We start from the raw sequence: 26,823 nt of genomic DNA, 5'->3' as shown, positions 1-26,823 counted from the left end.
TAAAAGAAATATGTTTCAGATAGATCTAACAGGAAAAACAGTTATGATTACTGGTGTTACTACCGGTATCGGAGCTAGTATAGCAAAAATGTTTGCCAAAGCCGGAGCAAATATTTCTGGTTGCGCAACATCAGCAGATGGTGGTGATTTTACTAAAGTTACTTCTGAAAACCCAGAGAAAACTCTGTACACACAATGTGATGTAACCAAGGAAGAAGATTTGCAAAAATTCATTCAAAATACAATGGCAACATTCGGAAGAATTGATGTACTTATTTCCAATGCCGGACAAAATGTTTTTGAAGGCGCAGCAAATTGTGATGAAGCAAATTGGCAGCAAAACATGGAATTAAATCTGGCGTCGCATTGGCGAGTAACAAAAATATGCAAGCCTTATTTAGACAAGAATAATGGTGTTATCATCATCATGACGTCTAATCATGCCTATTCAAGTATTCCGGGCTGTTTCCCTTATAATGTTACCAAAACAGCTTTGACCGGATTGGTTCGAAGTTTAGCTATTGAATGGGGACCAACGATAAGAACTGTAGGTATTGCGCCTGGTTTTATAGACACTCCCGGAAATCAAAAATGGTTTGATTCCTTTCCGGATCCTGAAACAGAACGACAAAGAACAATTGATTTACATCCGGTAAAAAAAATAGGATCTCCCGAAGAAATTGGCGCCTGGTGTGTATTCCTGTCTAGTGAATACGCCTCGTTTGCCAGCGGAGTTACTTATTTAATCGATGGAGGAAGAACCGCATTAATGCAAGATCAATAAATGGAAACATGGAAAGCAACCTCATTAAATAATACAAAATTAGTTCTTGGAGAAGGAGCAATCTGGAGTTCTGCACGTAAGCTGTTTTTTTATGTAGACATAGAAGGGCAAAAAGTAGGTTTACTAGACCCTGTTTCCGGAATGACGAAACAACGACAACTTCAGGAGAAAGTCGGAACCGTAGTTCCGGCAAATGATGGCCGACTTATTCTAGGTCTGGAAAATTCAATTTCAATATTTGATTTTGATTCAGAAGAATTACAAGAGCTAATAAAATTAGAAGCAGAAATACCAACCAATCGATCTAATGATGGAAAATGCGATGCTGCGGGAAGACTCTGGATTGGGACAATGAACAAAGAAGCAAAGGGAGCCGTCGGAACCTTATATTGTTTTGACGGGAAAGAAGTCAAAAAAATGATTTCAAATCGAAAAGTATCCAATGGCATTTGCTGGAATGCTGACAATACTAAAATGTACTATGTCGATTCATTTGATTACAATATAAAAGGGTATGATTTTGATTTAGAATCGGGTGCGATTTCCAATGAAAGGATTATCGTTGAAATGAAAGAACCGGATTTTACACCAGATGGAATGACAATTGACGAACAGGGAATGTTATGGGTAGCCATGTGGGGAGAAGGAGCCGTAAACAGATACAATCCGCTTACGGGTGAATTAATTGGAAAAGTGGAAGTCAATGCTCCACATGTTAGCTCTTGTGCATTTGGTGGAGCATCTATGACACAATTATTAATTACTACGGCAAGCGTAGGTTTAAGTGATGAACAGCTAAAACAATTTCCAGAAAGCGGTACCTTATTTTTAGTTGATGTTGGAATTAAGGGAACTCAGATGCATCCATTTAAAATCCAAAATAAAATATAAAAGAGTAACAATGAAAGAAATAGTTTTATTTGGAGAGTACTTGTTACGTTTAACTCCGCCAGGAAACAAAAAAATAACGCAGGCAGAAAACCTTGAAATGCACTGGGCAGGTTCTGAAGCTAATATTGCAGTTTCGTTAGCGACATTTAAAAAAAGCACTCGATATATAACTTCGTTACCTAGTAATAGTGTCGGTCAGGCCGGTATAGAACAACTTCATCGTTATGGAGTTCCGACTACCATTATAGAAAAAGAAAAAGGACGCCAGGGCCTTTATTATTACGAAAGTGGCGTAGGAGCCAGACCAGGAAAAGTCACATACGATCGTGAATATTCGAGTTTTAGTATGCTGGAAGAGAGGGATGTAAATTGGGATAAAATTTTCAATAAGGCCGAATGGTTTCACTGGAGCGGGATTACTCCGGCATTAAATGAAAATCTTGCCAAAATTTGTTTGGAGGCTCTGAAGGCTGCAAAGGAAAAAGGACTACTGATTTCGGCTGATTTTAATTTTCGATCAACTTTATGGCAATATGGAAAACAGAGTAGCGAAATAATGCCAAAACTATTGGAATATTGCGATGTAATTCTCGCTGATGTTGATGCCGCAAAATTGTATTTTAATATCCATCCGGATGAGAACAATTTGGTTGAAAGTACGTGTTCTTTATTAAAGGAAAAATTGCCAAATGTAAAATACATTGCCATGACCATGCGCTATCAAAATAATGCTTCAAATGAATATGTTGGCTATTTGTGGAATAACGGTGCTGTAGTTTCTTCAACAACTTATAAAATAGACAATATTGCGGAACGTATTGGTGCAGGCGATGCTTTTATGGCGGGTTTGATTTATGGTTTACATGAACAACAGCCACTTCAGCAAGTTATAGAATTTGCAACCGCATGCGGCGTAATGAAACATTATATAACGGGTGATATGAATATTGCTTCAAAGGAAGAAATTGAGACGATCATTCAACAAAAAGGAAGCGGAAGAATAATTCGCTAATTAAAGCAGAAAACATATGATCATTTCGAATCCTTTAAAAATGCAGGAAGATATTCTAAAAGAAAAATTCATTCCCTTATTTACCAATACGGATGCTGAGGTTTGTAAAAATATTATGCGTATTTGCTATGAAAATGGTATAAATGTATTTGAATTTACCGATCGAAACGAAAACTCATTTGCTGTTTTTAAGGAATTGAAAGATTACAGAGACGCAGCCTTACCTCAACTAAAGATTGGAGTAGGCACGATTAAAAATGTTGCTCAGGCAAAATTATTTATTGAGGCTGGTGCCGACTTTTTAATATCTCCAGTTGTTTTGGAAGAGATTTACCTGATATGTCAGGAGAAAAAAATATTGTGGATTCCGGGTTGTGCCACGCCTTCAGAAATTGCTCTCGCAGAAAACTGGGGATTGTCATTGGTAAAAATATTTCCGGCAAAACCATTAGGAGGATATTCTTATATAGAAGCGATAAAATCCGTGTTTCCTAAAATGTTTTTTATGGCAACAGGTGGCGTCGAACCTAATAAAGAAGATATCGAAAAATGGTACGAAGCCGGCGTTTCTTCTGTCGGTTTAGGGGCAAAACTTTTCCCAAAAGAAATGCTGTCAAACCACGAATATGGTAAGATGAGTGCTCACTTAGCTACGCTCATTAGCCATTTAAATTAAAGAATTTACTAACCATACAACCTTAGATAATAGTTAACGACCTAATACTATTATCAGATAAACTATTTATTATTATGAAATTGGAATTGATTGATTACCTCATTATTGCTATTTATTTTGTTTTTGTAATCGGGATTGGTTTTTTGCTTAAAAGGCAAGTAAAATCAGCAAATGATTTTTTAATGAGTAATCGAAATATTCCGTTATGGATTACCAGTCTTGCTTTTATTTCTGCCAATCTTGGTGCGCAGGAAGTTTTGGGAATGGCGGCCAATGGAGCAAAATACGGATTGTATACGGTTCATTTTTATTGGCTGGGAGCTGCTTTGGCCATGATATTTCTGGGCGTATTCATGATGCCATTTTATTACGGAAGTAAAGCCAGGAGTGTACCGGAATATTTAAAACTTCGCTTTGACGAAAAAACAAGAACTTTTAATGCCTTTGGTTTTGCAGCCATGACCGTTTTTTCTTCGGGAGTTTCATTGTATGCATTGGCGATGTTGATGGAGGTGATTTTAGGTTGGAATTTTGATTTATCCATCTGGGTTGCTGCTTTAGTGGTATTTGTCTATATTTTCATGGGAGGTTTAACGAGTGCTGTTTATAACGAAGTACTTCAATTTTTTCTTATCGTATTAGGAATTGCACCTTTGGTTTTTCTCGGTTTGTATAAAGTCGGAGGATGGGAAGGAATTGTGGCAAACGTACAGGATTATAAACTTCATGTCTGGAAAGGATTAGATGATCCTTCGCATAATCCAATGGGAGTTGACGCTTTTAGTATGGTTTTCGGACTTGGGTTTGTATTGGCTTTTGGGTATTGGTGTACCGACTTTTTAGTAGTACAAAGAGCTATGATAAGCAAGAATTTGAGTGATGCGCAAAAGACGCCTATTATCGCAGCGATTCCCAAAATATTAATGCCGATGATCGTTATTTTACCGGGAATTATAATGCTGGCGCTTCAAAATAAATTTTCTGGATTTGAACTTCCTGTAACTGCCAATGGCGATGCTAACTATAATATGGTACTGCCTATTTTATTGCAAAAATTATATCCGAATGGTATTTTAGGAGTTGGAATTACTGCGCTTATTGCCTCTTTTATGAGTGGAATGGCAGGAAATGTAACCGCTTTTAATACGGTATGGACTTTTGATATTTACCAATCGCATATCAAAAAAAATGGCTCGGAAAAACATTATTATTATGTAGGGAAAATTGCTACCGTTGCCGGAATATTAATTTCGATTATGACGGCATATGTAGCGCGTGGTTTCAATAATATAATGGATTTACTGCAACTGGTATTTAGTTTTGTAAACGCACCACTTTTTGCAACCTTCTTTTTAGGAATGTTTTGGAAAAGAACAACAGGTCATGGTGCTTTTTGGGGATTAATTTGCGGGACTGCAACAGCAACCATGACCCACGGACTTACCGTTGCAGAAGGAAAGGGAGGCTGGATCGCCAATACACATGAGTACTTTTCAGGTACAAGTCAGGCTTTTAATATTGCATGGATTTCTTTTATAGTGTGCGTTATTGTGACGATTGCAATTAGTTTAGTTACCAAACCAAAACCGGAAGAAGAGTTAGTCGGATTGGTTTATAGTCTAACGCCAAAACAGACAGATTCTAACAAAATATGGTATAAAAATCCGCTTTGGATGGGAGTTGGCGTTTTGTTGGTTACCATTATATTTAACATAATCTTTTTTTAAGAATAATAGCTATGAATAAATTATATGATTTACGAATTGTAATCGGGATTTTCTTTCTGATTATTGGTTTTCTCTTAATGGGTTATGCCTTTTTATCAGATGGTTCTTTAGAAGAAAACAATAAAATTAATCTTTATTGTGGATTGCTGTTTTCTTCTTTTGGTTTATTGATGCTTTTGCTGAAAACCAAAAGAAAAAAGAATAATTAAAAACTTCATTAGATTGCGTTTTGCCTTTATAAAACTCCAATCATAAAAGCTGAAATTTGATCTCCTTTATTTCGCTGCACTTTTAAATCTATTTTTTTTAACTGAGTTGAGGTGCCTGTTTATTTGAAAAAATAATTCAGGCACATTCAATGACGCTTTCTTGTTTTATACTTTACTGAAAATCAAAATTCTAAGTTGATTTCTGCTAAAATGATATTTAATCAGAAACAATAATTCTATGCTTTGTAAGTAGTGATTTTGATTAAAATAGTTTCTATTTCTATTAAAAAAGTAAAATAATCTGACTGACATAAATTATACATTGGTTCCCAGCTTAGAGCCTATTTTTTAGAAAGCAGATTTCAAATTTTCATCCATTATTATTTGCTGATTAAGTACTTACAAGCCTGTAAAAAAGAACTTTTTCGAATGAAAAAAAGGGGACAAACAAAAAAACATGACTTAAAATAACCATTATCAAAACTATTAAACTATGAAATTACTAACCAAAAACAAGCCAAGAAATTTTTGGCCTAAAAGTTTGTTTACGAACTTTTTTCAAGTTACTCCCATTGTATTATGTACAATTGCGTTACATGCATCGGCGGCGACAATTCCTAAAAAAGAAGGAGCTTCAAAAATCTATTTGTCTCTTGTACAAAAGGTAATAAAAGGTAAAGTGGTAGATGAACAGGGCTTACCGGTACCAGGAGCAAATATTATTGCAAAAGGCACAAAAATTAGTACTCAGACAGATATGGACGGTAGTTTCTCTATTAACATACCTGATAATGTTACCAAATTAATTGTAACCTATATTGGAATGCAGGACCAAGAGGTTTCGATCACAGGGAATACTCTTAATATAGTCCTGAAACAAACTGGTCAGAAATTAGAAGAAGTGGTTGTTGTAGGTTATGGAAAACAGAAGAAAGTTAATCTTACTGGAGCTGTAAGTGTGGTAGATACAAAAGCGATTTTAAATCGTCCGGTATCCTCGCTGACAAATACTTTACAGGGAACCGTTCCCGGACTTACTGTTATTGCGCGACCAGGAGATGTTGGAGGAGACATCGGAACAATTAACTTACGTGGAAAAGGAAATTTAGGAACTTCTTCTCCTTTATTTATTATCGATGGCGTAATTGCAACTTCTGAATATTTTAATAGAATAAATTCTAATGATGTTGAAAGTATTTCGGTTTTAAAAGATGCTTCTTCTTCGGCAATTTACGGATCTCGCGCTGCTTATGGAGTTATCGTAGTAACGACCAAAAAAGGAAAAGAAGGTAAAGCCCAATTTAATTATAATAGTTATTTTGGTGTTCAGTCAGCCGTTCAACTGCCAAACAGGGTAAATGCTTTGCAATACGCTGAATTGTATAACGAAGCAAGACTTAATGCAGGTAAATCAGCGTTTTACACACCGGCAGAAATAGAGAAAATCAGGAATAATTCAGATCCTGATCATTACGGAAATACAAATTGGTATGACTTATTTCTTCAAAAATCAGCACCAATATTTGAGCATGAAATTAATGTTTCGGGCGGAGGTTCAACTCGTTATTTTGTAAGCGGATCTTTTTTTGAGCAAAACTCTCTTTTTCCGGGAAAACAAATCAACAGATATTCTTTCAGATCCAATACAGAATCTAAAGTAAGTGATAAATTCACAATAGGAACTACTATCTCTTTTAGTCACGATCGTTATGAGAATGAAAACGGAGAGGTTAGTTTTACTTCTATTGACAGAGCAGTTCCTATATCTGTACCAATGCAATCTGATGGTACCTGGGGAGTTTTTACAGGAGGAAGAGTTAGTCAGGAATTCCCTTATAGAGTATTTAAAGAAGGCGGAAGAGCAGGATATACTAAAGATCGATTCTCGGGTGCGATAAGAGCCGTTTTTACTCCAATTAAAGGATTAGATATTACGGGTTCAGTTTCTTATAACTTAAATAATGATTTTAGTAATGCCTTTGTAAACAGATTACCGGCACTTGTTAATTTTGATACAAAAGTGGAAATACCCGGATCAGCTGTTGTACAAAATTCATATAACGAACAATGGTCGACCCTTGGAAAATTCTTAACTGACCTAACGGTGAGCTATGATAAAAAATTGGATAAACATAGCTTCAAGGTTTTAGGTGGACTTTCGTATGAGGATAATTCCGGAAGAAATGTGAATATAACCAGAAAAGAATATGTGACTAATAATATTAGTTCAATTGATGCTGGTTCTGCAGATCCTATTAATACAACAGTTAGTGGAAAACCGGGTCAAAATGCTTTCCAATCCTTTTTTGGTCGTGTAACGTATTCTTATGATAACAAATATTTATTCGAATCGAGCCTTAGATATGACGGATCATCTAAGTTTCCGGTAGAAAATCGTTTTGGGGTCTTTCCTTCAGTATCGGGAGCTTGGCGTATTTCACAGGAAGATTTTATGAAATCTACAGAATGGATATCAGAGCTAAAATTACGTGCTTCATGGGGTAAATTAGGTAGTGTGAGTAACGTAGGAGATTATGATTATTATAATACATTAACTTCAGGAACACAAATTATTTTAGACGGAACAAAACAGGATGGTGTTATACCGGGGCAAATTTACAACCCACTTTTAGGATGGGAAAAGGTAAATATGACCAACATTGGTTTGGATCTTGCCTTGTGGAACAATAAATTCAATTTGCAGGTAGATGTTTACAACAAACTAACGGATGGTATTTTATTGCCGAATCCCTATATTCCTTCTGAAGCGGGATTAAGTGTTATTCCTCCAATCAACTTAGGAGAGGTTACCAATAACGGTCTTGAGATTGCCGTATCTTATAATAATAAAGTAGGGGAATTAAAATATTCTGTAGGGGCAAATATGAGCCGTATTTGGAACAAAGTTTCAGATTTGGGAGATGTAACAGAGACTCCTCCGGATGGTTATTATATTAATAGAGTAGGATCACCTGTGGGTTCTTTTTATATGTGGCAGGCAGAAGGGCTTTTTGCTAATGCTGATGATGTTGCTGGCCATGCTACACAATCAACTAATACTAAACCCGGAGATATTAAATATAAAGATCAAAACGGCGATGGAAAAATCAACGGTGATGATCGTGTCATTATGGGCAGTGAAATTCCAAAACTGACTTACGGATTTAATTCAGCTTTACAGTATAAAAATTTAGATTTTGCTGTAATGTTGCAAGGGGTGCAGGGTACAAAAGCTTATCTTGAAAATGAAGCATCTCAGGCCTTTTTTAACGGTGCTGGTGTAAAAGAATATGCGTTGGATCGTTGGACAACCGAAAACCCAAATCCGAATGCAGCGTATCCGAGAATGTTGCTTTCTCCGGATAATACACAAAACCTTCAAAGATCTTCTTTCTGGTTATTTGATACTTCTTACCTGCGTGTTAAATCGATGTCATTAGGTTATAATTTTCCAAGGCATGTACTTGAGAAAATTAAACTGCAAGGTTTTAGATTGTATCTGGCAGGTAACAACTTGTTTACAATAAGAGGAGATAAACGAATGAAGGATTTTGATCCGGAAGTAGCTTCGCAAAGAGCCTCTTATCCACAATTGAAAACCTATTCTTTTGGTGTAAATCTTTCTTTTTAATTTAAACAAATTGTCTTTTAACGGATTAGATCAGCTTGTTTTAAGATCATGATTATCTTTTTCAAAGACATAAAATAGTATATACAGATGAAAAATAAATTTAATAAAATAGTACTATCTTTTGCTGCAGCTGCCGTTTTTAGCTGTACTGCACCTCCATTGGAAAGAGTGCCGCAAGATACAAATTCAAGCAGCACATTCTGGACTTCAGAAAATGATGCCCGATTAGCCTTAAATGGTTGTTATGGCTATTTAGCATATGCTTACAATAATGCTTATAACGACGGATCTGCTGATAATGCCTATTGTCAATATCCTTGGGAAAGTGATGCGACAACAATTAGTGAAGGAAACATAACACCTGCTTCATTAAACGCAGCTAATTATTCTGGTAAATATCAAAGTATTCGAGGATTTAATAGCTACTTAGATAATGTGGGGAAAATTGATATGGATGAAAATCTTAAGAAACGTTTTATTGCAGAAGCAAAGGTTTTACGTGCGATGGCCTATTTTGATTTAATACGTTCTTATGGTGCTGTTCCATTGCTTACAACAGATTATGTTAGTCCGCAAGAAACAGCTGTAGCACCAACGCCAGAAGGAGATATCGTTACTTTTATCATAAATGAATTGATAGCTGCCCAAGCCGATTTGCCTTTAACTTATTCAGGAGGTATAAAAAATGAAAAAGGAAGAATCACAAAAGGCGCGGCATGGGCATTAAAAGCAAGGGTAGAATTAGATTATAATAAATTTTCAGATGCTGCAGCAAGTGCTCAAAAAGTAAAAGAATTAGGTGTTTACCAATTGTTTAGAGGCGGAGATGTATCTAAGATTAAAGATGATTTTTCGCCCTTTGTTGATTTTGCATCAGCAGCAGAAGAACAAAAATTTTATAAAGGATTCGCTAATTACGAACAATTATTTTGGGCTGTAAATGATAACAATTCAGAAGTTATTATAACTTCTCAAGCGATTAATAATTCATCTTATGAGTGGGGTAATGGTTTAAATACATTATTGACACCTGTTGATATTGGTGGTTGGAGCTCTATTACACCAACGGTTGAATTAGTAAATTCATATTGGAACAAAACAGGACATGCTTTTGTAGCACCATCAGCTGAAGTTAGAACTGCAAATTATAATGAAGGAAGTCCTTCTGCTGCTTATTTTGCAGAATTTCATAATAGAGACACACGTCTATACGCTAGTATAATGTTTCCTACTTCTCCTTGGGAAAATGCTTCTCCGGGTTATATCTATGATTGGAGTGCAAGCAGCAGTATGACAGGATATAATTTCAGAAAACTTACAGACCCAGCTTATCTTTCTGCAGAATGGGATGGCGCGCAGGATTTTCCGATTATGCGTTATGCTGAAATTTTACTTATTTATGCTGAAGCTAAAAATGAGATGAGTGGCCCGGATAGTTCTGTTTATGATGCAATTAATGATATTAGAGATCGTTCAGGTATGCCAGCGGTAGATCATGCGATGTATAACACGAAAGAAAAAATGCGTGAACTGATTCGAAATGAAAGACGTATTGAATTAGCCGGAGAAGGGCAGCGTTATTTTGATATTCGCCGTTGGGGAATTGCTGATCAGGTAATGAAAACTATTTACGATATTACAGGTAATATTGCACAAGAGCGTGGCTGGCAGGCTAAATTTAACAAATTGCCATATCCTCAGGCTGCAGTAGATAAGAACCCGAATTTAAGTTCGGCACAATCCGAAAAAGGGTATTAAAGAAAAGGCCATCAACAATTTGTAAGTTGTTGTTGATGGTTTTGGTTTCCAATAAATTGGTGGTTTATGTAAAAAGCACTGTCCTGTGGTGGGACAGTGCTTTTTTTTCTTATATAATAAAGTAAATAGCTGGATATTAAAAAGCAAATCCCTTTTTACCTATTACAGTAAAAAGGGATTTATTTTATTAGCAACTCAAATAAATGAGCTTAAATAACTTTAGATTGGTATATTCAGTTAAAGTTATTTTTTAGTAGTGTAAGGGATTTTCATTTTAATTTCCCAGGTGCCTGAATCGTTTATTTTTACACCCCATCTGATATAGGCTCTGTTTCGAATTTGACCAGTAGCAGGATCGATATAATTAGTCCAGTCTTTTACTCCATTTGCTGCTTCAAAAGCAGCTTTATCTACCGTAAAAGCATCAGCTGTTGTTAAATAATACATTAAGTAAGCATCATTACCTTGGTAATTTCTTGCATATTGTGGAAATGGAGGAGCAGGTAAACCAAAAGTAGTGCTTTCAGCATCGAGTACTGTTCCTATTGTATTGTCATGATAATTCTGCAAAGGCTCAGATCCACTATAGTTAAAAACTACTTTATTCGGATCAAGAGCTGTTCCATGACTATCCGCAATAATCATTTTTACTTTTACCGCTAATTTAGGTTCGTCACTTATTTTTACAATAGTGATATAAGGATCGGTTCCGTCTAATACTCCTGCAACTTTTGGATCGCTTTCATTCATTACAGAGTAGGTATATCCGGTATCCCAAACTCCTCCTCCTTTACCTAATTGTAGTCTTGAACGCATCTCCGTTTTGAATTCTATAGGAACAAAAGGCGTCATTTTTACCCATGTAAACTTGTCTAATTGACGTTCACCTCTCACATTTTTTGCATTTACATTGATAATGAAATCATCATTAACAACATTTTTGGAAGCTTGGGTGAAGACAAATTCCCCACTTACAGGATTCATTATAATAGAAGGCTGAGGACTCAATTTTAACTTTTTCATGGCCAACTCTAACGTTGTGTCAGTTTTAGGGTCAAATGGGGCCGTCCAGGTAAGAATTTCATGTAAATCCTGTAATTCAGTAGTTGGTTTGCCATCTTTGTCCGTAACGCCAGTGATCGACCATTCCATAGGGTAAGTTGATCCTTCTACAGCTGGCGGCGTTGAAGAATAAAATACGCCACGAGGAACGGTTATTGTATCTTGTAGTGAATGTATATTATCACTGATATATCCTACTTCGGGCTGCTCACAGGATAATACGAGCAGTGTACTCCCAAATAAATAAATTATCTTTTTCATATGTACATATATTTTTTTCTTAAAAAGAGGTTTAATTGACAATATAATTCGAAAAATGATGAGTCCCTTGTAGGACATGAATTACGCCATTGGTAGAAATTAAATTGGAAGTTCTGACAACAGTATAAACATCATCATTGTTACCGTCTTCAGCAGGGTTAGCGCCCCAATAGTCGTCCTCTCCTTTAAAAGTATAATAAACATACTCAGGAAATTCATCTAACTGATCTCCATATTGATCGACAGGTCTAAGTGAAAGCATTCTTTCCTCACCATTATGCGCTATATAAATCTTACCTTCGTTCACCAGTTTACTGCGATCCAGACTTTGATCGAAAATGTAGCCTCCCAGCATCACTTTTAAGTCTTCAACGGGTATATCATTGATTCCATAATCCTGATTTTCCTCTACAAATCTCATGTAATAAATGTAATTTTTTATAGATAAGTTATTCGGAGCAAAAAGGGTTGTTGATTTGGCGTTGACCATATCAATCATTCCGGCTTTTTCAATCAATAAGGCTAAGGTGTCTAACTGTTTATGTGATTTTAGAAAATCGTAAGTTGACATTCCAACATTTTGATCGGCCAAACCGCCATCTATTAGATAGTCATCGTTTGAGCAGGAATACAAGGTAAACAGTACAATTATTATAGATATATATTTCATGTTTATGTTCTTTAAGATTAAAAAAATTACAGTTTTCCTTTCCAGTAATCTGTTTGAATAATGGCAGGATTAATTGAAATTATAGTTGGATCAACAGGCCAAAAACATCCCTGATGTGACAGTCTGCTTGGATTCATCCAACTCACGCCGGCGTAGTAATTCATTCTGATTCTGTCAAATCCTGCTTGTCCTTCTCCTACAAGTTCGATAGCGCGTTCGTCAAAAATGGCTTTGGTCAGTGATTGACTGTCTGTCGCACCGGTGTAGTTCGGTACATTGGCTTTGGATCTGATCGTGTTTAGATCAGAAACAGCAGCTGTAGTATTTCCTAATTTCATATTGGCTTCAGCTCTAAGAAGATAGATGTCTGCTAATCTAAAAATTAGAATATTGGATTCTGAAAATCTCGCATAAGGATCAGTTGACTGACCGTCACGCGTTGCCTGAGAATATTTCATCAAAGAAGACTGTTCATTTGAATCAAAATCACTAAAAAATAATTCTTTACGCTTATCATTATCCCGATCCGGATTAGAATTCATCATATCCTTACCATAAAAATCATCACTAATAACTGGGGCAATTGAATTAGGGTTTAGAAAAAACGGATCTGTTAATGTTAAGACAGTCATAGTCTGATCACCTCCGTCAACGCGATAGGATTCATTCATTGCAGAACTGATATTGATCTCAAAAAGGCCAGTTTTAGATTGACCAATACACATGTCATTAAAGCCATCAACTCCTTCATTTGCATAATCAATAAGTGAAGCATTACTGTTTTGAATTACAGAATTAGCTGCGGCAAGAGCCTGAGCCAACATTGCTGGATTACCTTGATTTCGACTCGCGTACCAAAGTGTAATATGTGCTTTTAAGGCTTCGGCACTTGCTTTGTTTGCGGTTATAGCCCATTTAGGAGAACCTGGAGAAGAGTATTCCAGTAAACTGATTGCTTTATTGGCTGCTGCCAAAGCAAAATCCAGTACTTTAAGTTCATTTTCTCTTGGTTTTGTAATGATATAACCATCCTTAATCAATTGATCTGAAGTTTCTATAACTTCATCAACAATAGGAGCATCTCCCCAAATACGGGCCAGATAGAAATAAGATAACGATCTTACAAAAGCCGCTTCACCTATTAATCTGTTTTTTTCGGCTTTCGATCTGAAATCGCTGTCCGGCATTTCGTTTACGTGTTTTTCAATAGAAAGTGCCCAGTTTGCTGCTCTGTAAAATCCTTTCCAGTTACGAGAATCATCACGATACGCCAAAACATAATTGCCGCTTCCTTCGATATAATCTACAATCCAGAACTGACTATCCATAAAGGTCATTCCGGTAAATTCACCCCACAATAAAAAGTTTGAATCTTTAGTCAATGCTTCTTTAAGTAAAGCATAATCTCCGGCTAACGCTGATTCAACATTGGCTTGCGAAACCCAAAAATTTTGTGGAGTGGCAAGACCTAATGGTTCCTGGTCCAGCATATCTGTACAGCCAAATAGGCTAAAAAAGCCAAAAATCAGGACTGTTATTTTACTATATGTATATTTTTTCATTTTTAATTCATTTAAAATTTAATATCCAATCCAAATGTGAATGTTTTTGATTGTGGATACCCGTTTCCAAGAGTATACCCCATTTCATCTACCTGAGAAGCATCTGCAACTACTTTAGAGCGTTGCCATTGATATGGATTTAAAATTGTTCCATAAACACGCACGCGAGAAATATGCATTTGATCTAAAACACGATTTTTGTCTATTGTATATCCAAGAGTAGCATTTGATATTTTCCAATAATCACCACTTTCTTTCCATAAAGACTGACCACTTCTAAATCTGTAGTAAGGAGTAGTATTAGGAAGAGCAGGGTATAAAGCCGGGTAGCGTACTCCTGCTGCACCATCTCCGGGATTCTGCCAAAATGATAAATCACTTAGATCTCGCAGTCCTGTAGTAGCCCAATCAGTGCCTCTGTCATAATTATCCAAATATCTTTGTGTAGACGAATCTATAATGTCAGAGCCAAACGAGAATTGACTGTAGGCTTGTAAATACCATCCTTTGTATCGTAAATTTATATTGAATAAACCTGTGAAATCTGGTGTTGGCTTAAATGAAGTATCTAGTTTGTAATCACCGGCTTCATCTAACAAATAATCACCATTGTAATCTTTCCAGATTGGTGTACCAGGTGCAATATTTCCCCACGCAGATTTCCCGTGCAGTACTTCGCCTGTATATGGATTTACGGGTAACTGACTCAAATCATCTATAATATATTCATTCTTGAATTGTACAGGAAGAATTAATGGCATCCCTACCACATATCCATAATCCCTCCCTCTAACCTCATCATACCCATAGTAATCTTTGTTTCCGTTAGGAAGCTTTGTTACGTAATTTTTATTTTGACTTATCCCTGTCGTTATTTCCAGTTTCCAAGGATTACCCATTGAAAAGACTTGGAATTTAACCATTGATTCCCATCCGTAATTCATTACCCCAGCCACATTTGACTTTGCTTTATTGAATCCTGAATAAGCAGGAAAAGGTGTTTCGAATAATAAATCCTCTGTTTTCTTGTTGTAAGCATCAAAGGTTATATTGATTCGATTATTAAACAAATCCAAATCGAAACCAATATCCCATTGTTTTGCATTTACCCAAGTAAGATTAGGATTCCCAATCGTATTATAATCGGTTACAACTCCTGTTGTACCTCCATAAGTAGAAACATTCATAAGGTTAGACCATAATGGATTTCCACCGTATCCTAATTTGTAAGATCCGTATCTTAAAAAGTTCTCATCAATTTCATTTCCATTTACACCATAACTGGCTCTTAGTTTTCCATAACTTATAATGTTTTCTCCCCAACTTTTGATGAAAGGCTCATCAGAAAAAACCCATCCTAATGCTACAGAAGAGAAATTGGCATAACGAACATCTTCACCAAAACGAGAAGAGCCATCCCTACTAAAAGCAACGTCAACCATATAACGATCTTTATAGCGATATCCTACACGACCAAAATAAGATAGCAAAGCATTGGATTCGATACTTGTGTAACCATTAATTTGATCCTGCGTATAACGATTATTAATAACCTTGATAGCGTCTACACCAAATCCTTTGGCATACATAAACATATCTTCATATTTATTATAATCCGTTTTTTGTCCTAATACAGCTGTAATTGTATGTTCACCAATTTTTTTCAGGTAGTTAAAATAAAGATCTGAAGATAAATTTTTACGGTTATACAAAGCATAACTGGCAAAACCATCGCCATCTTCGCGCACTGTTGAAGGCTCATAATAATTTTTCTTTTCAGAACTATACACATAATTAAATTGAGCATTAACAGAAAAAGCAGAAGTGAAATCATATTTCATAAAATCAGAAAAGGTCACTTGTGTAACTTCATCAGTATTTAGCTTTTCTGATAATTCTCCTTGTAATGATTTCCTTTTAGCATCAGAAATATAGAATAAAGAAGAATTTAAGTTTGATGGGTCAGTAGGCAACGTGTTATTAAATTGAAAATTTCCACCATCCGGATTTCCCTGACCTGTTTGATTTTCGGTTAGTACTAAATTCACCCGAAATTGATTGTCAAAATTTTGTCCAACTTTAGAATTGATATTACCTGAAAAAGTATAACGCTTGAAACCGGAATTTTTAATAACTCCCTCTACATTGTCATATCCTAATGACAATCTATAGTTAGTCGATTCTGATCCGCCTCGCATACCTAAATTATACTTATTAGAAATTCCCGTTCTATAAAATAATCCCTGATAATCTACTTTATTATTGAATGCCGGATTCAAACTGTCAGATAGAACCATCGGAATATGGGATGTTTGTAAGTCATCAGATTTCCACCATTTGTATAACATAGCCATCTTGGCATTTCTTTCGGCAGATCCAATGTTCATTGGTGCTAAATCCGGAATAGGGGATAGACCTGTGTTTAATGAAAAAGTAAATTCAGGTTTATCCAATGCTCCTCCTTTTTTAGTAGTAATGATAATAACTCCATTAGCACCGCGTGATCCGTAAATAGCTGCTGCAGAAGCATCTTTTAAGAAATCTATTTTTTCAATATCATTTGGATTCAAAGAAGCTAAAAAGTCTGTGTTGGAAGTATTGTATCCCGCTAAATCTTCTAGGGAAGTCTGTACTCCATCAATCACATAAAGTGGGCTGCTGTATCCTGAGGACATACTGGTATTTCCACGAATAACCAAAGAACCTCTTCCTCCCGGGGCACCTGTTTGAGTCGGTGTTTGTATTCCGGTCGCTAAACTACCAATGATAGAAGAAACACTAATTACCGGAATATCCTGTAAATCTTTGCTGGTAATAGTGGATACTGCTGCATTTACATTTTTTTTATGGACTTTTTGATATCCAATAACAACAACGTCTGTTAAATCGTTTTGAGCAGATTTAAGTTTAATGTTGTAATTTTTTTGAGTGCCAACGGTTATCTCTTTGTTTTGATAACCTACAAAAGAGATAAGTAAAATATCTCCTTCTTTTGCGGCTATCGAAAAACTTCCGTCTACATCAGTAATAGCTTGTATAGTAGTGCCTTTTACTTTGACGGTCGCTCCAGATAAATTTTCGCCTAATTCACCCAAAATTTTTCCAGTGATGGTATTGTCAATTTTGGAGGTCATTAGTTTTCCTTCGGGGTTTGATTTCTCAGGAATTTTTATAAAAATATCTTCTTTTGAATCAGAGGATAGTTTTAAGGTATTTCCAAAAGAAGAAATAGTAAATAAGAATGCAAAAAAGAATATCGCTTTCTTTTTCATCAAAAGAAATATTTTTTTTTGTTTGGTTAATAGCCCAGCCGGAGCCGGGTCAAATTGGTTTCTCATAAATTGGTTGTTTAAGTGGTTTATAAATGTGGTTTAATTAAATGGTTGATGTAATAACAGTTTGCCCTAATAGCTCGTTGTTGGCGATTTTAATTAGATTCAAATCAAAAAATAGCAGCATGGTGAGTACTCTATTTTTTGATATTTATTTGTTTAATTATTTTAAAAAAAGGCATAGGAAGGGCAATAAGCAAACCAGTTTTGGCTTAACTTTCTTAAAATCAGACAGTAAATAGAGATGGCTATTTAGGCTTGTTTGTACTTTTTCATTGCCCTAATTTTTCTCCTGAAAACCAACCTTTTTTATTTGGGTTCTCCTTTCTCAGGCTGTAAACTTTCTAATATCGGCGTTTCTAAAGTTCCTACTGAAGTTTGTACTTTGTCATTTTTCTGTTCAAAAATTACAATTTCATTAGTGCCTTTTTTCAACCAGCATCCTGGAAGATATAAGGTTTGTTGAGGTCCAACACTCCAATAACGACCGATGTTGATTCCGTTTACAAAAACGATTCCTTTGCCCCAATCGCGCATGTCAAGGAAAGTGTCACCAACTGCACTCAGGTTAAAAGTCCCCTGGTATACTGCTGGTGCTCCAACTTTTGCGTTATTTTTAGCATCGGTTAAATTAGGAACTACATCCATTGGGAGTTGGTACATATTCCAGTCTCCGGTAATGGTTTGTCCGTTGATAATTACAGGTGAAATAATTCCTTTTGTACTGTTTATAATATCAGCTCCGTAATTAATACGTCCCATGTTTTCAACAATAATATCCAAAGTGGCATTAAAAGGAACATCGATCGTACAATCGTATTTTTTATAGTAGCGATTCAGTTCCGCTACTTTTACTCCATTCACATATACAATTGCATAATCACGTAGTCCTTTTAATTCTAGTTTCCCACTAATAGGCTGTTTGAATTTTTTGCTGTACCAAACATAGCCATGTCCTTGATTTAAATCCTCAAAAGTTAAAGGAGAATCTGCATTAACAGGTTTTATTTTGCTCTTTAAATATTCAAGACTAACAGCTTTTGTTAGCTTAATATTTGGAATAGAAATTACCGAAATCTTTGCAGGGACAGCTGGTGTTTTAGGATTTTTTAGAATCTCGCGTAATGCATTATATTTTTCTGTTCCCCAACCTGCTTCGCTTATTGGAGCATCATAATCATACGTAGTTAAATCTGGCTGAATATCGTGATTTCCATCATAATTTGCCCCAGAGGTAAAACCGAAATTAGTTCCTCCATGTACCATATAATAGTTGAAAGAAACTCCTGCATCAAGATATTTTTGAGTTTGTTTTACGACACTTTCGTTAGAAACTTTCGGGAATTCTTCAGCCCAGTGATCTAACCAGCCCGGATAAAATTCAGCCACCATATAGGGGCCTTTTCCGTCGTTGTATTTATTGACAACTTCTTTTAGTTTTGCAACATCGTCTTCACCGTTTGCTGTTGGTAAAGCTCCCGGAAGAGCACCCCCTTCAAATAACCAACTACCATCTGAAGTAAAGAAAGGAACATTAAAACCTACATCTTTCAGTTGTTGAAAAACGGCTGCACTGTACTTTTTATGTTCTTCTAACGGAATATCTTTGCGTTGCGCTACATAAGAACCGAATTCATTTTCACCCTGAACCATAATTATCGGGCCTCCATTACTAACCAATAAATTTTTTACCTGCCCATAAAGTGCGGTAAAATAAGACTTTGTTGCGGCTAAATATTGAGGGTTATTACCACGGATAACCATTCCCGGAATATTTCGTAAAAACCACGGATATCCTCCAAACTCCCATTCAGCACAAACATAAGGTCCTGGACGTAAAATGACATATAAGCCTTCTTCCTGAGCAATCTTTATATATTCTGCAATATCTTTATTTTCCGTTTTAAAATCCCAAACTCCCGGTGCTGTTTCATGATAATTCCAAAAAACGTAGGTTGCCACAGCGTTTAGACCCATTGCTTTCATCATTTGCAAACGATGACGCCAATAGGGCTTAGGAATACGTGCATAATGCATTTCTCCGCTATGGATCTGGATAGGTTTTCCGTCTAAAACAAAATTACCATCCGCAATAGTAAAAGTGTGTTTAGTTTGCCCTTTTGCGTTTACTGCTAGCAAAAGAAATAGAAATAGGGTAAAAAGATTTTTTTTCATGTAACTATTTAATTTTAATGGATACCAATGAACCATTGGTTATTTACTATTTTCTACTTAGAATCAAAGAGATTTTCTTTTGGTAAATTTCAATGTCTTGTAGTTATACTGAATTGTTTTTTTGTTTTGAGATAGGACTGTACACTGTCCATAAGTTTAATTTGAGTCTTTGCTCTTACCAGATTCTGATCCTCGTATGTTGTTGCATAATAACGATCATTATTTAAGTAATCTCCTAAGAAGCGACAGGCCTGCTCAAAAAGAATCAAGGGTAAACTTAGATGGATATTTTGGGCTTCTTTCTCAGACATAAAAGAAGAAGCTACATTAACATAGGCTTTCATAAAGGCCTCATAAATTTCAATATCGAAAGATACTTTTGAGAGATCTTTTTCTTCTTCTGTAGCAGTGTTAGTCCCTGTTCTTAAGGCATCACCTATATCATGAAAAATACTTCCCGGCATTATGGTGTCAAAATCAATCATGCAAAGAATATTGTTGTCCTTATCAAAAAGCATATTGCCAATTTTAGTGTCATTGTGTACTACTCTCAGAGGTATTTTTCCACTATTTATATCATTAGCAACATCCTGTATGTTTTTAAAATTAGATTCTAAAAAAGCTATTGATTCTTTTGCCTCTAATAGTCTCTCTGCTGAAGCTACTTTTATGCTTTCTCTAAAATCGTGAAATCTTTTTATAGTATTATGAAAGTCCGGAATTGTATATTCCAATTCCGAAACAGGAAAATTAAGCAATGCCGTATGAAACTTTGCTAAATAGGCACCCACCTGACTTGCAACCGCATCCGAGTGAATTCGGTCCAGTACCAAAGAAGGAATGTAGGTAGAAAGCTGCCAAATGGCTTGGTATTGTTCGGAATAAAATTGCCCTTTTGTGTTTTCGATAAATGTCAAAGTAAAAAAACCGTTTGCATTTAGATAGCGCGTAGTTTTGATCTTATTGTTGAGCAAAGCTTTTATGTTTGGAAACACGGTCTGGTTTATCTTTTGCAAAATATAATCAGCATCGGCAGTTTTAATTTTATAAGTGCTATTAATCAGGCCAATATCGATGATAGTGTAAGCAAGTATAGATTTGTTCGGATAAAAATCCTGAAAAACAGTTTGAATTAATTCTTCCATACTATCATTTGATGAATGCTGTTAGTAGGTGTTTTTTTTCTCTCTATTTTGGTCAAACCTTTATATGTTACATAGGTAGTCCCAGTTTGTTTGAAATGGTTATTTAAAATCTCAATATTCGATTTTCTGGCCTGTAACTTTTTAATGGCTTCATGTTGTGTTACTATAACAACGGCTAATTCTGCTGATTTTGGCTTCATCTACTTTGGTTATGCTTTATTACTGTAAATCTCAATTAATCTATTTTATTTTATGGTTTTTTTGAAGTAAAATCTTGTTATTAAAGAGTTTACTCTTTGTTTGTTCCGAAGATTAATTTTTCAAAGAGTAAGTCAAATTAATAATAATTTTCTCCAATTTTTAACAAATATTAATCCTTATAAAGGCTCATTTTTTATGCTTGTTTCCTGCGTTGAAAAAATATGTAAAAAAAGGTCTTGTTTAATAGTTAGATCTTTTCATAAAAAAGTTAAAAAATAATATATAATTACTATTTTAATTGTTTATTAATTAAAAATATGAGCTTGTTGCTCGTAATTCAATGACTAAACTATATATTTTTTTTAAATAAAAAAAGAAAATTTAAAAAAATGTGTTCGAACACATTGAATTTATGTGCACGAGCACATTAAATACGCCAAATGACAACTATTCATTTTTTTTAATGTTTTATAAGTTTTTTAAAATAACAAGAAAAAACTTTCTTTAAAGTGAGAAGGTCTAACTCGAAATGAAAAACTCAAAAAGAAACATATTAACAGTGTGAAAGGTGTTTATTCAAATGAAAAAGAAGTTCATTTTTTTTGTTTTTTGATATCCTTATTGAGAGTGAATTTTATTGTTTAAGTAATTTGAGAATTAAGGAGGTTATCTCAATTAATATCGTGAAAGTATTTAAATGATAAAAATAATACTCCCAAAGAGAGCCTATTTAGAAACTAAGGTATGTAGTAATATCTCATAAGAATTTACAGGCCACAAAAAAAGCCTGAGAATATTGATTCTCAGGCTTTTTAAATTTTATAGTGAACTCCTTGGTACAAAATTCGAACCTTTTACTTGAAGATTTCCAAGTTTTAAGCGAGCTCGCAGAGTTTTAATAATGAAAGTATTTGATTGCCCGAGTTTATTAAAAAGTTGCAAATAGCCTAAATGGGGCTTATACAAAGCACATCCAACAAAGTCCCTTAAGTTTAAGGATATCTAGTAAATAAACAAAAAGTTTATCATTTGTTCCAGCAATATTGAAAGCTTAGGCTTAATAATATTGTATTTATATATGTAAGAACTCGAAAGGTTTCAATATTAAAAATTTACCGTATTGAAAACTAGAATATTAAAATAACAAACTAAAATTTAAAATTATGAAACAGTTGCCTGATTTAGACACATTCGCAAAAATTCTCATAGACAAAGGCTTTAATGGTTACTTTCAAACAGCAGGAGCCTATCCGGGAAAGTTGAAAGAAAGCATTACCGAATATATGGAAGCCTGTAACAATGGTAAAGAAAGATCTGATAGAGACGGAAGCTTTTTACTATCGACTTATCTGCAATGGTCAGGAGATGATAATCCGACTATTGTATGTGATTTTTGGGTAAGACAAGAAAACGACGGTTTTGATATAAAAAGAATGGAAATTACTTGTAAAGACAGATACGGACAACTTTTGAAAAAATCGGAACTAAAAAACCTTTCAATAGGTTCGATTCCGACATTAAAGGAAGTCATTGCACAGGTTTCAGTATTTCCTCAACAAAAACTTTCTTCTCAAAAAAGAGGATTTAGAATGTGACAACTATAAAATAATTACGCATATAAAAAAAACAGTTTCTTTATGTAGAGAAAGAGGTTCCGCTAATTTTATGTCGATCCTAGCAAATACAAGGGCTAAATTATATTACTTAAAAAGGGTCACCTATAGGGTCACTTAACTTTCAGCGTATTAAAATTTTACAATGTAAAGATAGAGAATAAACAAACATATATTGAGTTAAAGATTTAAATAAATAGGACTGTGAACGTTGGGTTTTATGGATATAAACTTCAGGGAGTTTGTTCTCTATCAGGAATTTTTCATTCATTGGACATTACAAAAGCAGAAGTTCACTATGTTCATTTTCTAAAAAACATAAAACAACAAATGTCTGATTGTGTGATTCTTGGAAAGAGAGGTTACGTGTCCGAAACCATGCAATTAGATTTATTTCAATCGGCAAATATCAAGTTACAAACGCCAAAAAGAATGAATCAAAAGAACGACAAACCACAACCATATATTTTCAGGAGGACCCGAAAAAGAATTGAAACTTTGTTTCTCAATTATGTGACCAGTTTTTAATCCGTAGAAATTATACCAAAACTTTTAATGAATTTAAAACTAGAATTTTAGCAAAATTAACAGATCAAACATTAATCCAATATATCAATAAATTTATCTTTAACAGACCGATTAATAATATAAAATCAATTAATTTAATTTCATCCAACGGTTTATATATATAAGAGCAAAGGCAATTTCACTATGTTGAATCGCCTTTGCTATTTAAAAAATAAATAAATTTATATGATTAAGGTCTTAGTTTTGCTTCACTTACAGTGATGTCATCTAAGTAAAACTTAATCGCTGCAGAATTTACGCCATTGTCTCCCCTAATCATAAAGTTGTAATTCGCTGTTGTGTTAATTTTCACTAATGCGCTGGTATAAACCCATTTTCCTACCTCAAAATTAGCAGAGAATCCAGGATTTGGACCAATACCCCAATCAGTGTTTGGATTAATATAGAATCTCAAATCAGGTGTAGAAAGTTTATCACCCAATTCAGTTACATAGATCCAAGAACCCATTGCGTATGTTTTACCAGCAGTCAATGGAAAAGTAACAAGTGATCCAGAAGCTTTGTAACCTAAGATCATTCCTCCTTTTGCTTGCATTTGAACACTTATACTTTTTGTGCCTGAATGTGCTTTAGCAGTCGTAATTGATGAAGTATAATTAGACCATTGTCCTCCCCAACCCAGATCTACCCAGTCTGTACTTGATGATTTTTCAAATCCAAAATCATAATTAGATTTTGTCTCTAAAATATTTTCTGATTTAAATACTACGGGTACTTCAGTAAATGTACTAACTGCAACTGCATCTGCAGTAGTTAATGAGCCTTTTGTATATGATATTAAAATTTTGTCATCGTCGTAAAGTGTTGATCCATAGGTTTTTATATTGACAATATTTCCCTCAGTAATATCCACCGCAGCACTGGCTATCGATAAAGGAATTGATGTACCTTTTGAGGTAGTTAAAGAAAGTGAAAAGTCATTTATTTTAACTGTACTTTCATTTATTTCTCTGCTAAAGTTCAAAGCAATTGTTCCTTTATCATCGATTATTTGAGCTGCATCCATAGTTACAGGGTCCGTAGATGGAACAACCGTTAAAACGTCAGTGAATGCGGCAATAGCCTCACCAAATGGCCTTACGGAGCTAACTGCTACGCTGAGTCCATAAGTCCCCAGTTTCTTATAACGTACGTCTAATACACCTGTAATCGCTTGAGAATTCGCAGGATCACCACCTTCCATTGTCCATTTGAAATCTTGTGGTTCTCCTTCAGTAACTAAACTGTAGCGAATGGTTCTCCCAGCAAGCACCTGGTTTTTAGCACCATTGGCAATGTTTAATTCTGCACCAACAGTTCCGTCCGGATTTACATAATTTGCTTTTACTTGAACTTTCATAGGTGCCAAAACAGTAACTATAATTGTAGTATCTTTTTCTTTTCCAGAAGCACTTGTACCTTCTGTTGTATACGCATCACCTTTAAAAACCTGTTTCAATGTTACATTATGCTTACCCACTACATTAAAAGTTGCCTTGACATTTTGTTCTGTTGAAGTTACATCATTGTCAGATCCAGCTATGTCAACCACACCTTCTGGAAAGGTCCAAAGTCTTGATTCAACTCCAGAAGAAACATCTGCAAAAGTTTCTTCGCCTCCTAAACGTATTCTGTTGCCATAATCCATTTGAGAGGAAACTATAATTCTGCTGTTGGCTTCATTTAGTTGTAGCGTGTCGTAGATGTCACTACAGGAGTTTAATCCAACTATAATAGCAAGCGTCGCTAGTATTATCTTAAAATTTGCTTTCATATAATAATTGTTTTAAAATTAGTTTAATTGATTATTTGATTGTCTTTCAACAGCCGGGATTGGCCAATAATCATTTTTAGCTGAATTGTAGCTTGTACTTGCATTTCTAAAATCATCTCGTATACGTTCCTTAAGCAATAAAGGTTGTACTGGAACAGCAGTTGGGCCTACATCAATGTTTGCAAGTCTCCAGTTTTCATCTGCAACTAGTTCATTAAATACTTGTTGTACAATCCCCCATCGCACTAAATCTTTGAAACGATGTCCTTCGAAAGCAAGTTCAAGAGGTCTCTCCACTCTTTGAATATGTGTCAAAAGAGTTTTTTTTGTCGGCTCTACCAACGGTTGTGTACCATGAACCTCTTTGCTTATATGCAATTGAGGAAACTTATTTCCGTTAGCGTCAAGATATTCTTGTATTGTTTTTACACCAGCGCGCGCTCTAACCTCATCAATATAAAATATTGCAGAACTTAAATCTCCGCTCGCATTGAGTACAGCTTCAGCGTACATTAAGTACACATCCGCTAATCTGATTTGTCTACAGTTAATTCCACTTCTAGAATTACCGTCCTCACTTTTGACATTGTACCAATTTGAATACTTCTTAATGTAAGCACTCTGACCGTAACCCCAGCCCTTAGCAACTCCATTATCCAATAAATAATACTGCCCTTCAAAATTAGCTGGAGCAATAGAGGCCGTAAGACGTTTTGAATGAATGTTTGTTGTATTAATTGAGTTAGTAGGATCTACCTCGTCATTTAAATATAGTTCATGTATGAAATACGATGGAAGGAGGGTATTGTAACCTCCATAATTTAATTGACCATAGGCTCTCGCTAAATTACTCGCTTCTGCACCTGCGGTATATGGGGTATCGTCAACATTATCACCGTTAGCACCTGGGTTTTTTGTTGCACTATATGCTACTTCAAGAATTGATTCAGAATTAAACTCGTGCTCAGTATCAAAATTATCCATAATATTAGCGGTCAAGCTGTACACACCAGAATCAATAACGTTTTTAAATTCAGCTGCTGCTGCTGCCCATTGCTTATCAAATAAATATACTTTTCCAAGTAATGCAGTGGCAGTACCAGTAGTAACTCTCCCTACGTTTTCACCTGACCACTTTTGCGGTAAATTTGCTTTTGCAAATTGCAAGTCTGGAATTATAATTTGGTTGTTCACCTCTGCTATTGAGCTAAAAGGAACTTGAAGATCTTCTTTTGTTTGAGCTACCTTTGTGTGGATCACGGCTCCTCCGTACGTATTAGCTACCAAAAAATAGTAAAATGCTCTTAATGTACGTGCTTGCGCTTCAATACTTTCTTTTTCGCCGGCAGCAAAAATACTGGGTTCTGCCGTTTGAAGTTTACTAATAACCTGATTCGCTCTAAAGATTCCCGTGTACAGGTTAGCCCATTTATTTGTTACATTCTGATCAGCATCTGTAAATGTGAAATTTCTAAATGCAATCGGGTCATACCATGATTCGCTTCCTGCAATATCAGACATTACTTCCTCAAAAACCAAGCCACCACCACTGATAGATTGATATTGCATGGCTGCGTATACAGTATTCAATCCTGTTTGAAAATCTTGCTTACTTTTCCAAAATGTTTCGTTAGTAATAGTATTTGGATTGACCTCTGTCAAGAAATCATTTTGATCACAACTTGTAATAAGTAAAACAGAGCAAACCGCTATAGCTAGAGCTCTTGCTTTTTTATTAAATTTTTTATATCTCATTTTATTTTAGTTTTAAAT

General features: G+C 35.1%; 18 protein-coding genes and 1 pseudogene. 10 read left to right on the top strand and 9 right to left on the bottom strand.

Annotation, left to right across the window (positions count from 1 at the left end; genetic code table 11):
• The first annotated feature begins 10 nt into the window (after positions 1–10).
• From BUA98_RS16490 to BUA98_RS16455, 8 genes are all read left to right on the top strand, one after another.
• Entirely contained in the window at positions 11–784 is a 774-nt protein-coding gene (locus tag BUA98_RS16490; RefSeq protein WP_072974350.1) for an SDR family NAD(P)-dependent oxidoreductase, read from the top strand.
• Entirely contained in the window at positions 785–1,675 is an 891-nt protein-coding gene (locus BUA98_RS16485) for an SMP-30/gluconolactonase/LRE family protein (protein ID WP_072974348.1), read from the top strand.
• Between the two features lie 10 nt (positions 1,676–1,685).
• Positions 1,686–2,687, top strand: a complete 1,002-nt coding sequence (locus BUA98_RS16480) for a sugar kinase (protein WP_072974346.1) — start codon at positions 1,686–1,688, stop codon at positions 2,685–2,687.
• Between the two features lie 16 nt (positions 2,688–2,703).
• Positions 2,704–3,363 (top strand): beta/alpha barrel domain-containing protein, encoded by a 660-nt coding sequence (locus BUA98_RS16475; protein ID WP_072974344.1) that lies wholly within the window; start codon positions 2,704–2,706, stop codon positions 3,361–3,363.
• A gap of 74 nt (positions 3,364–3,437) precedes the next feature.
• A complete protein-coding gene (locus tag BUA98_RS16470) occupies positions 3,438–5,090 on the top strand; it encodes a sodium:solute symporter family protein (protein WP_072974342.1) in 1,653 nt (550 codons plus the stop codon).
• 11 nt (positions 5,091–5,101) lie between these two features.
• On the top strand, positions 5,102–5,299 hold the full coding sequence (locus BUA98_RS16465) for a hypothetical protein (RefSeq protein ID WP_072974340.1): 198 nt from the start codon (positions 5,102–5,104) through the stop codon (positions 5,297–5,299).
• A gap of 493 nt (positions 5,300–5,792) precedes the next feature.
• Entirely contained in the window at positions 5,793–8,930 is a 3,138-nt protein-coding gene (locus BUA98_RS16460) for a SusC/RagA family TonB-linked outer membrane protein (protein ID WP_086065412.1), read from the top strand.
• 87 nt (positions 8,931–9,017) lie between these two features.
• Positions 9,018–10,688, top strand: a complete 1,671-nt coding sequence (locus BUA98_RS16455; RefSeq protein ID WP_072974339.1) for a RagB/SusD family nutrient uptake outer membrane protein — start codon at positions 9,018–9,020, stop codon at positions 10,686–10,688.
• Between the two features lie 243 nt (positions 10,689–10,931).
• Here BUA98_RS16455 and BUA98_RS16450 read toward each other — a convergent pair whose 3' ends face one another.
• From BUA98_RS16450 to BUA98_RS16420, 7 genes are all read right to left on the bottom strand, one after another.
• Entirely contained in the window at positions 10,932–12,011 is a 1,080-nt protein-coding gene (locus BUA98_RS16450; RefSeq protein ID WP_072974337.1) for a DUF5007 domain-containing protein, read from the bottom strand.
• A gap of 31 nt (positions 12,012–12,042) precedes the next feature.
• Positions 12,043–12,681, bottom strand: coding sequence for a fasciclin domain-containing protein (locus tag BUA98_RS16445; protein ID WP_072974336.1), 639 nt, complete (start codon positions 12,679–12,681; stop codon positions 12,043–12,045).
• A 26-nt stretch (positions 12,682–12,707) separates the two neighbouring features.
• Entirely contained in the window at positions 12,708–14,243 is a 1,536-nt protein-coding gene (locus BUA98_RS16440; protein ID WP_086065408.1) for a RagB/SusD family nutrient uptake outer membrane protein, read from the bottom strand.
• 11 nt (positions 14,244–14,254) lie between these two features.
• Positions 14,255–17,581, bottom strand: coding sequence for a SusC/RagA family TonB-linked outer membrane protein (locus BUA98_RS16435; RefSeq protein ID WP_072974332.1), 3,327 nt, complete (start codon positions 17,579–17,581; stop codon positions 14,255–14,257).
• A 303-nt stretch (positions 17,582–17,884) separates the two neighbouring features.
• On the bottom strand, positions 17,885–19,750 hold the full coding sequence (locus tag BUA98_RS16430) for a glycoside hydrolase family 35 protein (protein WP_072974974.1): 1,866 nt from the start codon (positions 19,748–19,750) through the stop codon (positions 17,885–17,887).
• 89 nt (positions 19,751–19,839) lie between these two features.
• Positions 19,840–20,895, bottom strand: coding sequence for a phosphotransferase enzyme family protein (locus BUA98_RS16425; protein ID WP_072974330.1), 1,056 nt, complete (start codon positions 20,893–20,895; stop codon positions 19,840–19,842).
• Positions 20,883–21,095, bottom strand: coding sequence for a hypothetical protein (locus tag BUA98_RS16420; protein WP_072974328.1), 213 nt, complete (start codon positions 21,093–21,095; stop codon positions 20,883–20,885). The genes BUA98_RS16425 and BUA98_RS16420 overlap by 13 nt, the downstream gene beginning before the upstream one ends.
• Positions 21,096–22,259: 1,164 nt before the next feature.
• Here BUA98_RS16420 and BUA98_RS16415 point away from each other — a divergent pair.
• Positions 22,260–22,691 carry a hypothetical protein gene (locus BUA98_RS16415; protein WP_072974326.1) on the top strand — a complete coding sequence of 144 codons (432 nt, stop codon included), beginning with the start codon at positions 22,260–22,262 and terminating at the stop codon, positions 22,689–22,691.
• Between the two features lie 225 nt (positions 22,692–22,916).
• A pseudogene (locus tag BUA98_RS16410) lies at positions 22,917–23,401 on the top strand (IS982 family transposase); the annotation flags it as partial.
• Between the two features lie 65 nt (positions 23,402–23,466).
• Here the strand turns inward: BUA98_RS16410 and BUA98_RS16405 are convergent.
• Both BUA98_RS16405 and BUA98_RS16400 read right to left on the bottom strand, forming a co-directional pair.
• Complete coding sequence (locus BUA98_RS16405; protein ID WP_072974324.1) at positions 23,467–25,050, bottom strand: hypothetical protein; 1,584 nt, start codon at positions 25,048–25,050, stop codon at positions 23,467–23,469.
• Positions 25,051–25,068: 18 nt separating this feature from the next.
• Positions 25,069–26,805 carry a RagB/SusD family nutrient uptake outer membrane protein gene (locus BUA98_RS16400; RefSeq protein WP_072974322.1) on the bottom strand — a complete coding sequence of 579 codons (1,737 nt, stop codon included), beginning with the start codon at positions 26,803–26,805 and terminating at the stop codon, positions 25,069–25,071.
• Positions 26,806–26,823: the final 18 nt, after the last annotated feature.

This window comes from Flavobacterium saccharophilum (genome assembly GCF_900142735.1).
GTDB lineage: Bacteria > Bacteroidota > Bacteroidia > Flavobacteriales > Flavobacteriaceae > Flavobacterium > Flavobacterium saccharophilum.
The sequence above is the reverse complement of the archived record's forward strand: the minus strand, read 5'-3'. Positions and strand labels throughout refer to the sequence as shown.

Bases quoted from the DNA above. Each gene is read 5' to 3' on its own strand.
- BUA98_RS16490 (WP_072974350.1), top strand. From the start codon at position 11: ATGTTTCAGATAGATCTAACAGGAAAAACAGTTATGATTACTGGTGTT.
- BUA98_RS16485 (WP_072974348.1), top strand. From the start codon at position 785: ATGGAAACATGGAAAGCAACCTCATTAAATAATACAAAATTAGTTCTT.
- BUA98_RS16480 (WP_072974346.1), top strand. From the start codon at position 1,686: ATGAAAGAAATAGTTTTATTTGGAGAGTACTTGTTACGTTTAACTCCG.
- BUA98_RS16475 (WP_072974344.1), top strand. From the start codon at position 2,704: ATGATCATTTCGAATCCTTTAAAAATGCAGGAAGATATTCTAAAAGAA.
- BUA98_RS16470 (WP_072974342.1), top strand. From the start codon at position 3,438: ATGAAATTGGAATTGATTGATTACCTCATTATTGCTATTTATTTTGTT.
- BUA98_RS16465 (WP_072974340.1), top strand. From the start codon at position 5,102: ATGAATAAATTATATGATTTACGAATTGTAATCGGGATTTTCTTTCTG.
- BUA98_RS16460 (WP_086065412.1), top strand. From the start codon at position 5,793: ATGAAATTACTAACCAAAAACAAGCCAAGAAATTTTTGGCCTAAAAGT.
- BUA98_RS16455 (WP_072974339.1), top strand. From the start codon at position 9,018: ATGAAAAATAAATTTAATAAAATAGTACTATCTTTTGCTGCAGCTGCC.
- BUA98_RS16450 (WP_072974337.1), bottom strand. From the start codon at position 12,011: ATGAAAAAGATAATTTATTTATTTGGGAGTACACTGCTCGTATTATCC.
- BUA98_RS16445 (WP_072974336.1), bottom strand. From the start codon at position 12,681: ATGAAATATATATCTATAATAATTGTACTGTTTACCTTGTATTCCTGC.
- BUA98_RS16440 (WP_086065408.1), bottom strand. From the start codon at position 14,243: ATGAAAAAATATACATATAGTAAAATAACAGTCCTGATTTTTGGCTTT.
- BUA98_RS16435 (WP_072974332.1), bottom strand. From the start codon at position 17,581: ATGAGAAACCAATTTGACCCGGCTCCGGCTGGGCTATTAACCAAACAA.
- BUA98_RS16430 (WP_072974974.1), bottom strand. From the start codon at position 19,750: ATGAAAAAAAATCTTTTTACCCTATTTCTATTTCTTTTGCTAGCAGTA.
- BUA98_RS16425 (WP_072974330.1), bottom strand. From the start codon at position 20,895: ATGGAAGAATTAATTCAAACTGTTTTTCAGGATTTTTATCCGAACAAA.
- BUA98_RS16420 (WP_072974328.1), bottom strand. From the start codon at position 21,095: ATGAAGCCAAAATCAGCAGAATTAGCCGTTGTTATAGTAACACAACAT.
- BUA98_RS16415 (WP_072974326.1), top strand. From the start codon at position 22,260: ATGAAACAGTTGCCTGATTTAGACACATTCGCAAAAATTCTCATAGAC.
- BUA98_RS16405 (WP_072974324.1), bottom strand. From the start codon at position 25,050: ATGAAAGCAAATTTTAAGATAATACTAGCGACGCTTGCTATTATAGTT.
- BUA98_RS16400 (WP_072974322.1), bottom strand. From the start codon at position 26,805: ATGAGATATAAAAAATTTAATAAAAAAGCAAGAGCTCTAGCTATAGCG.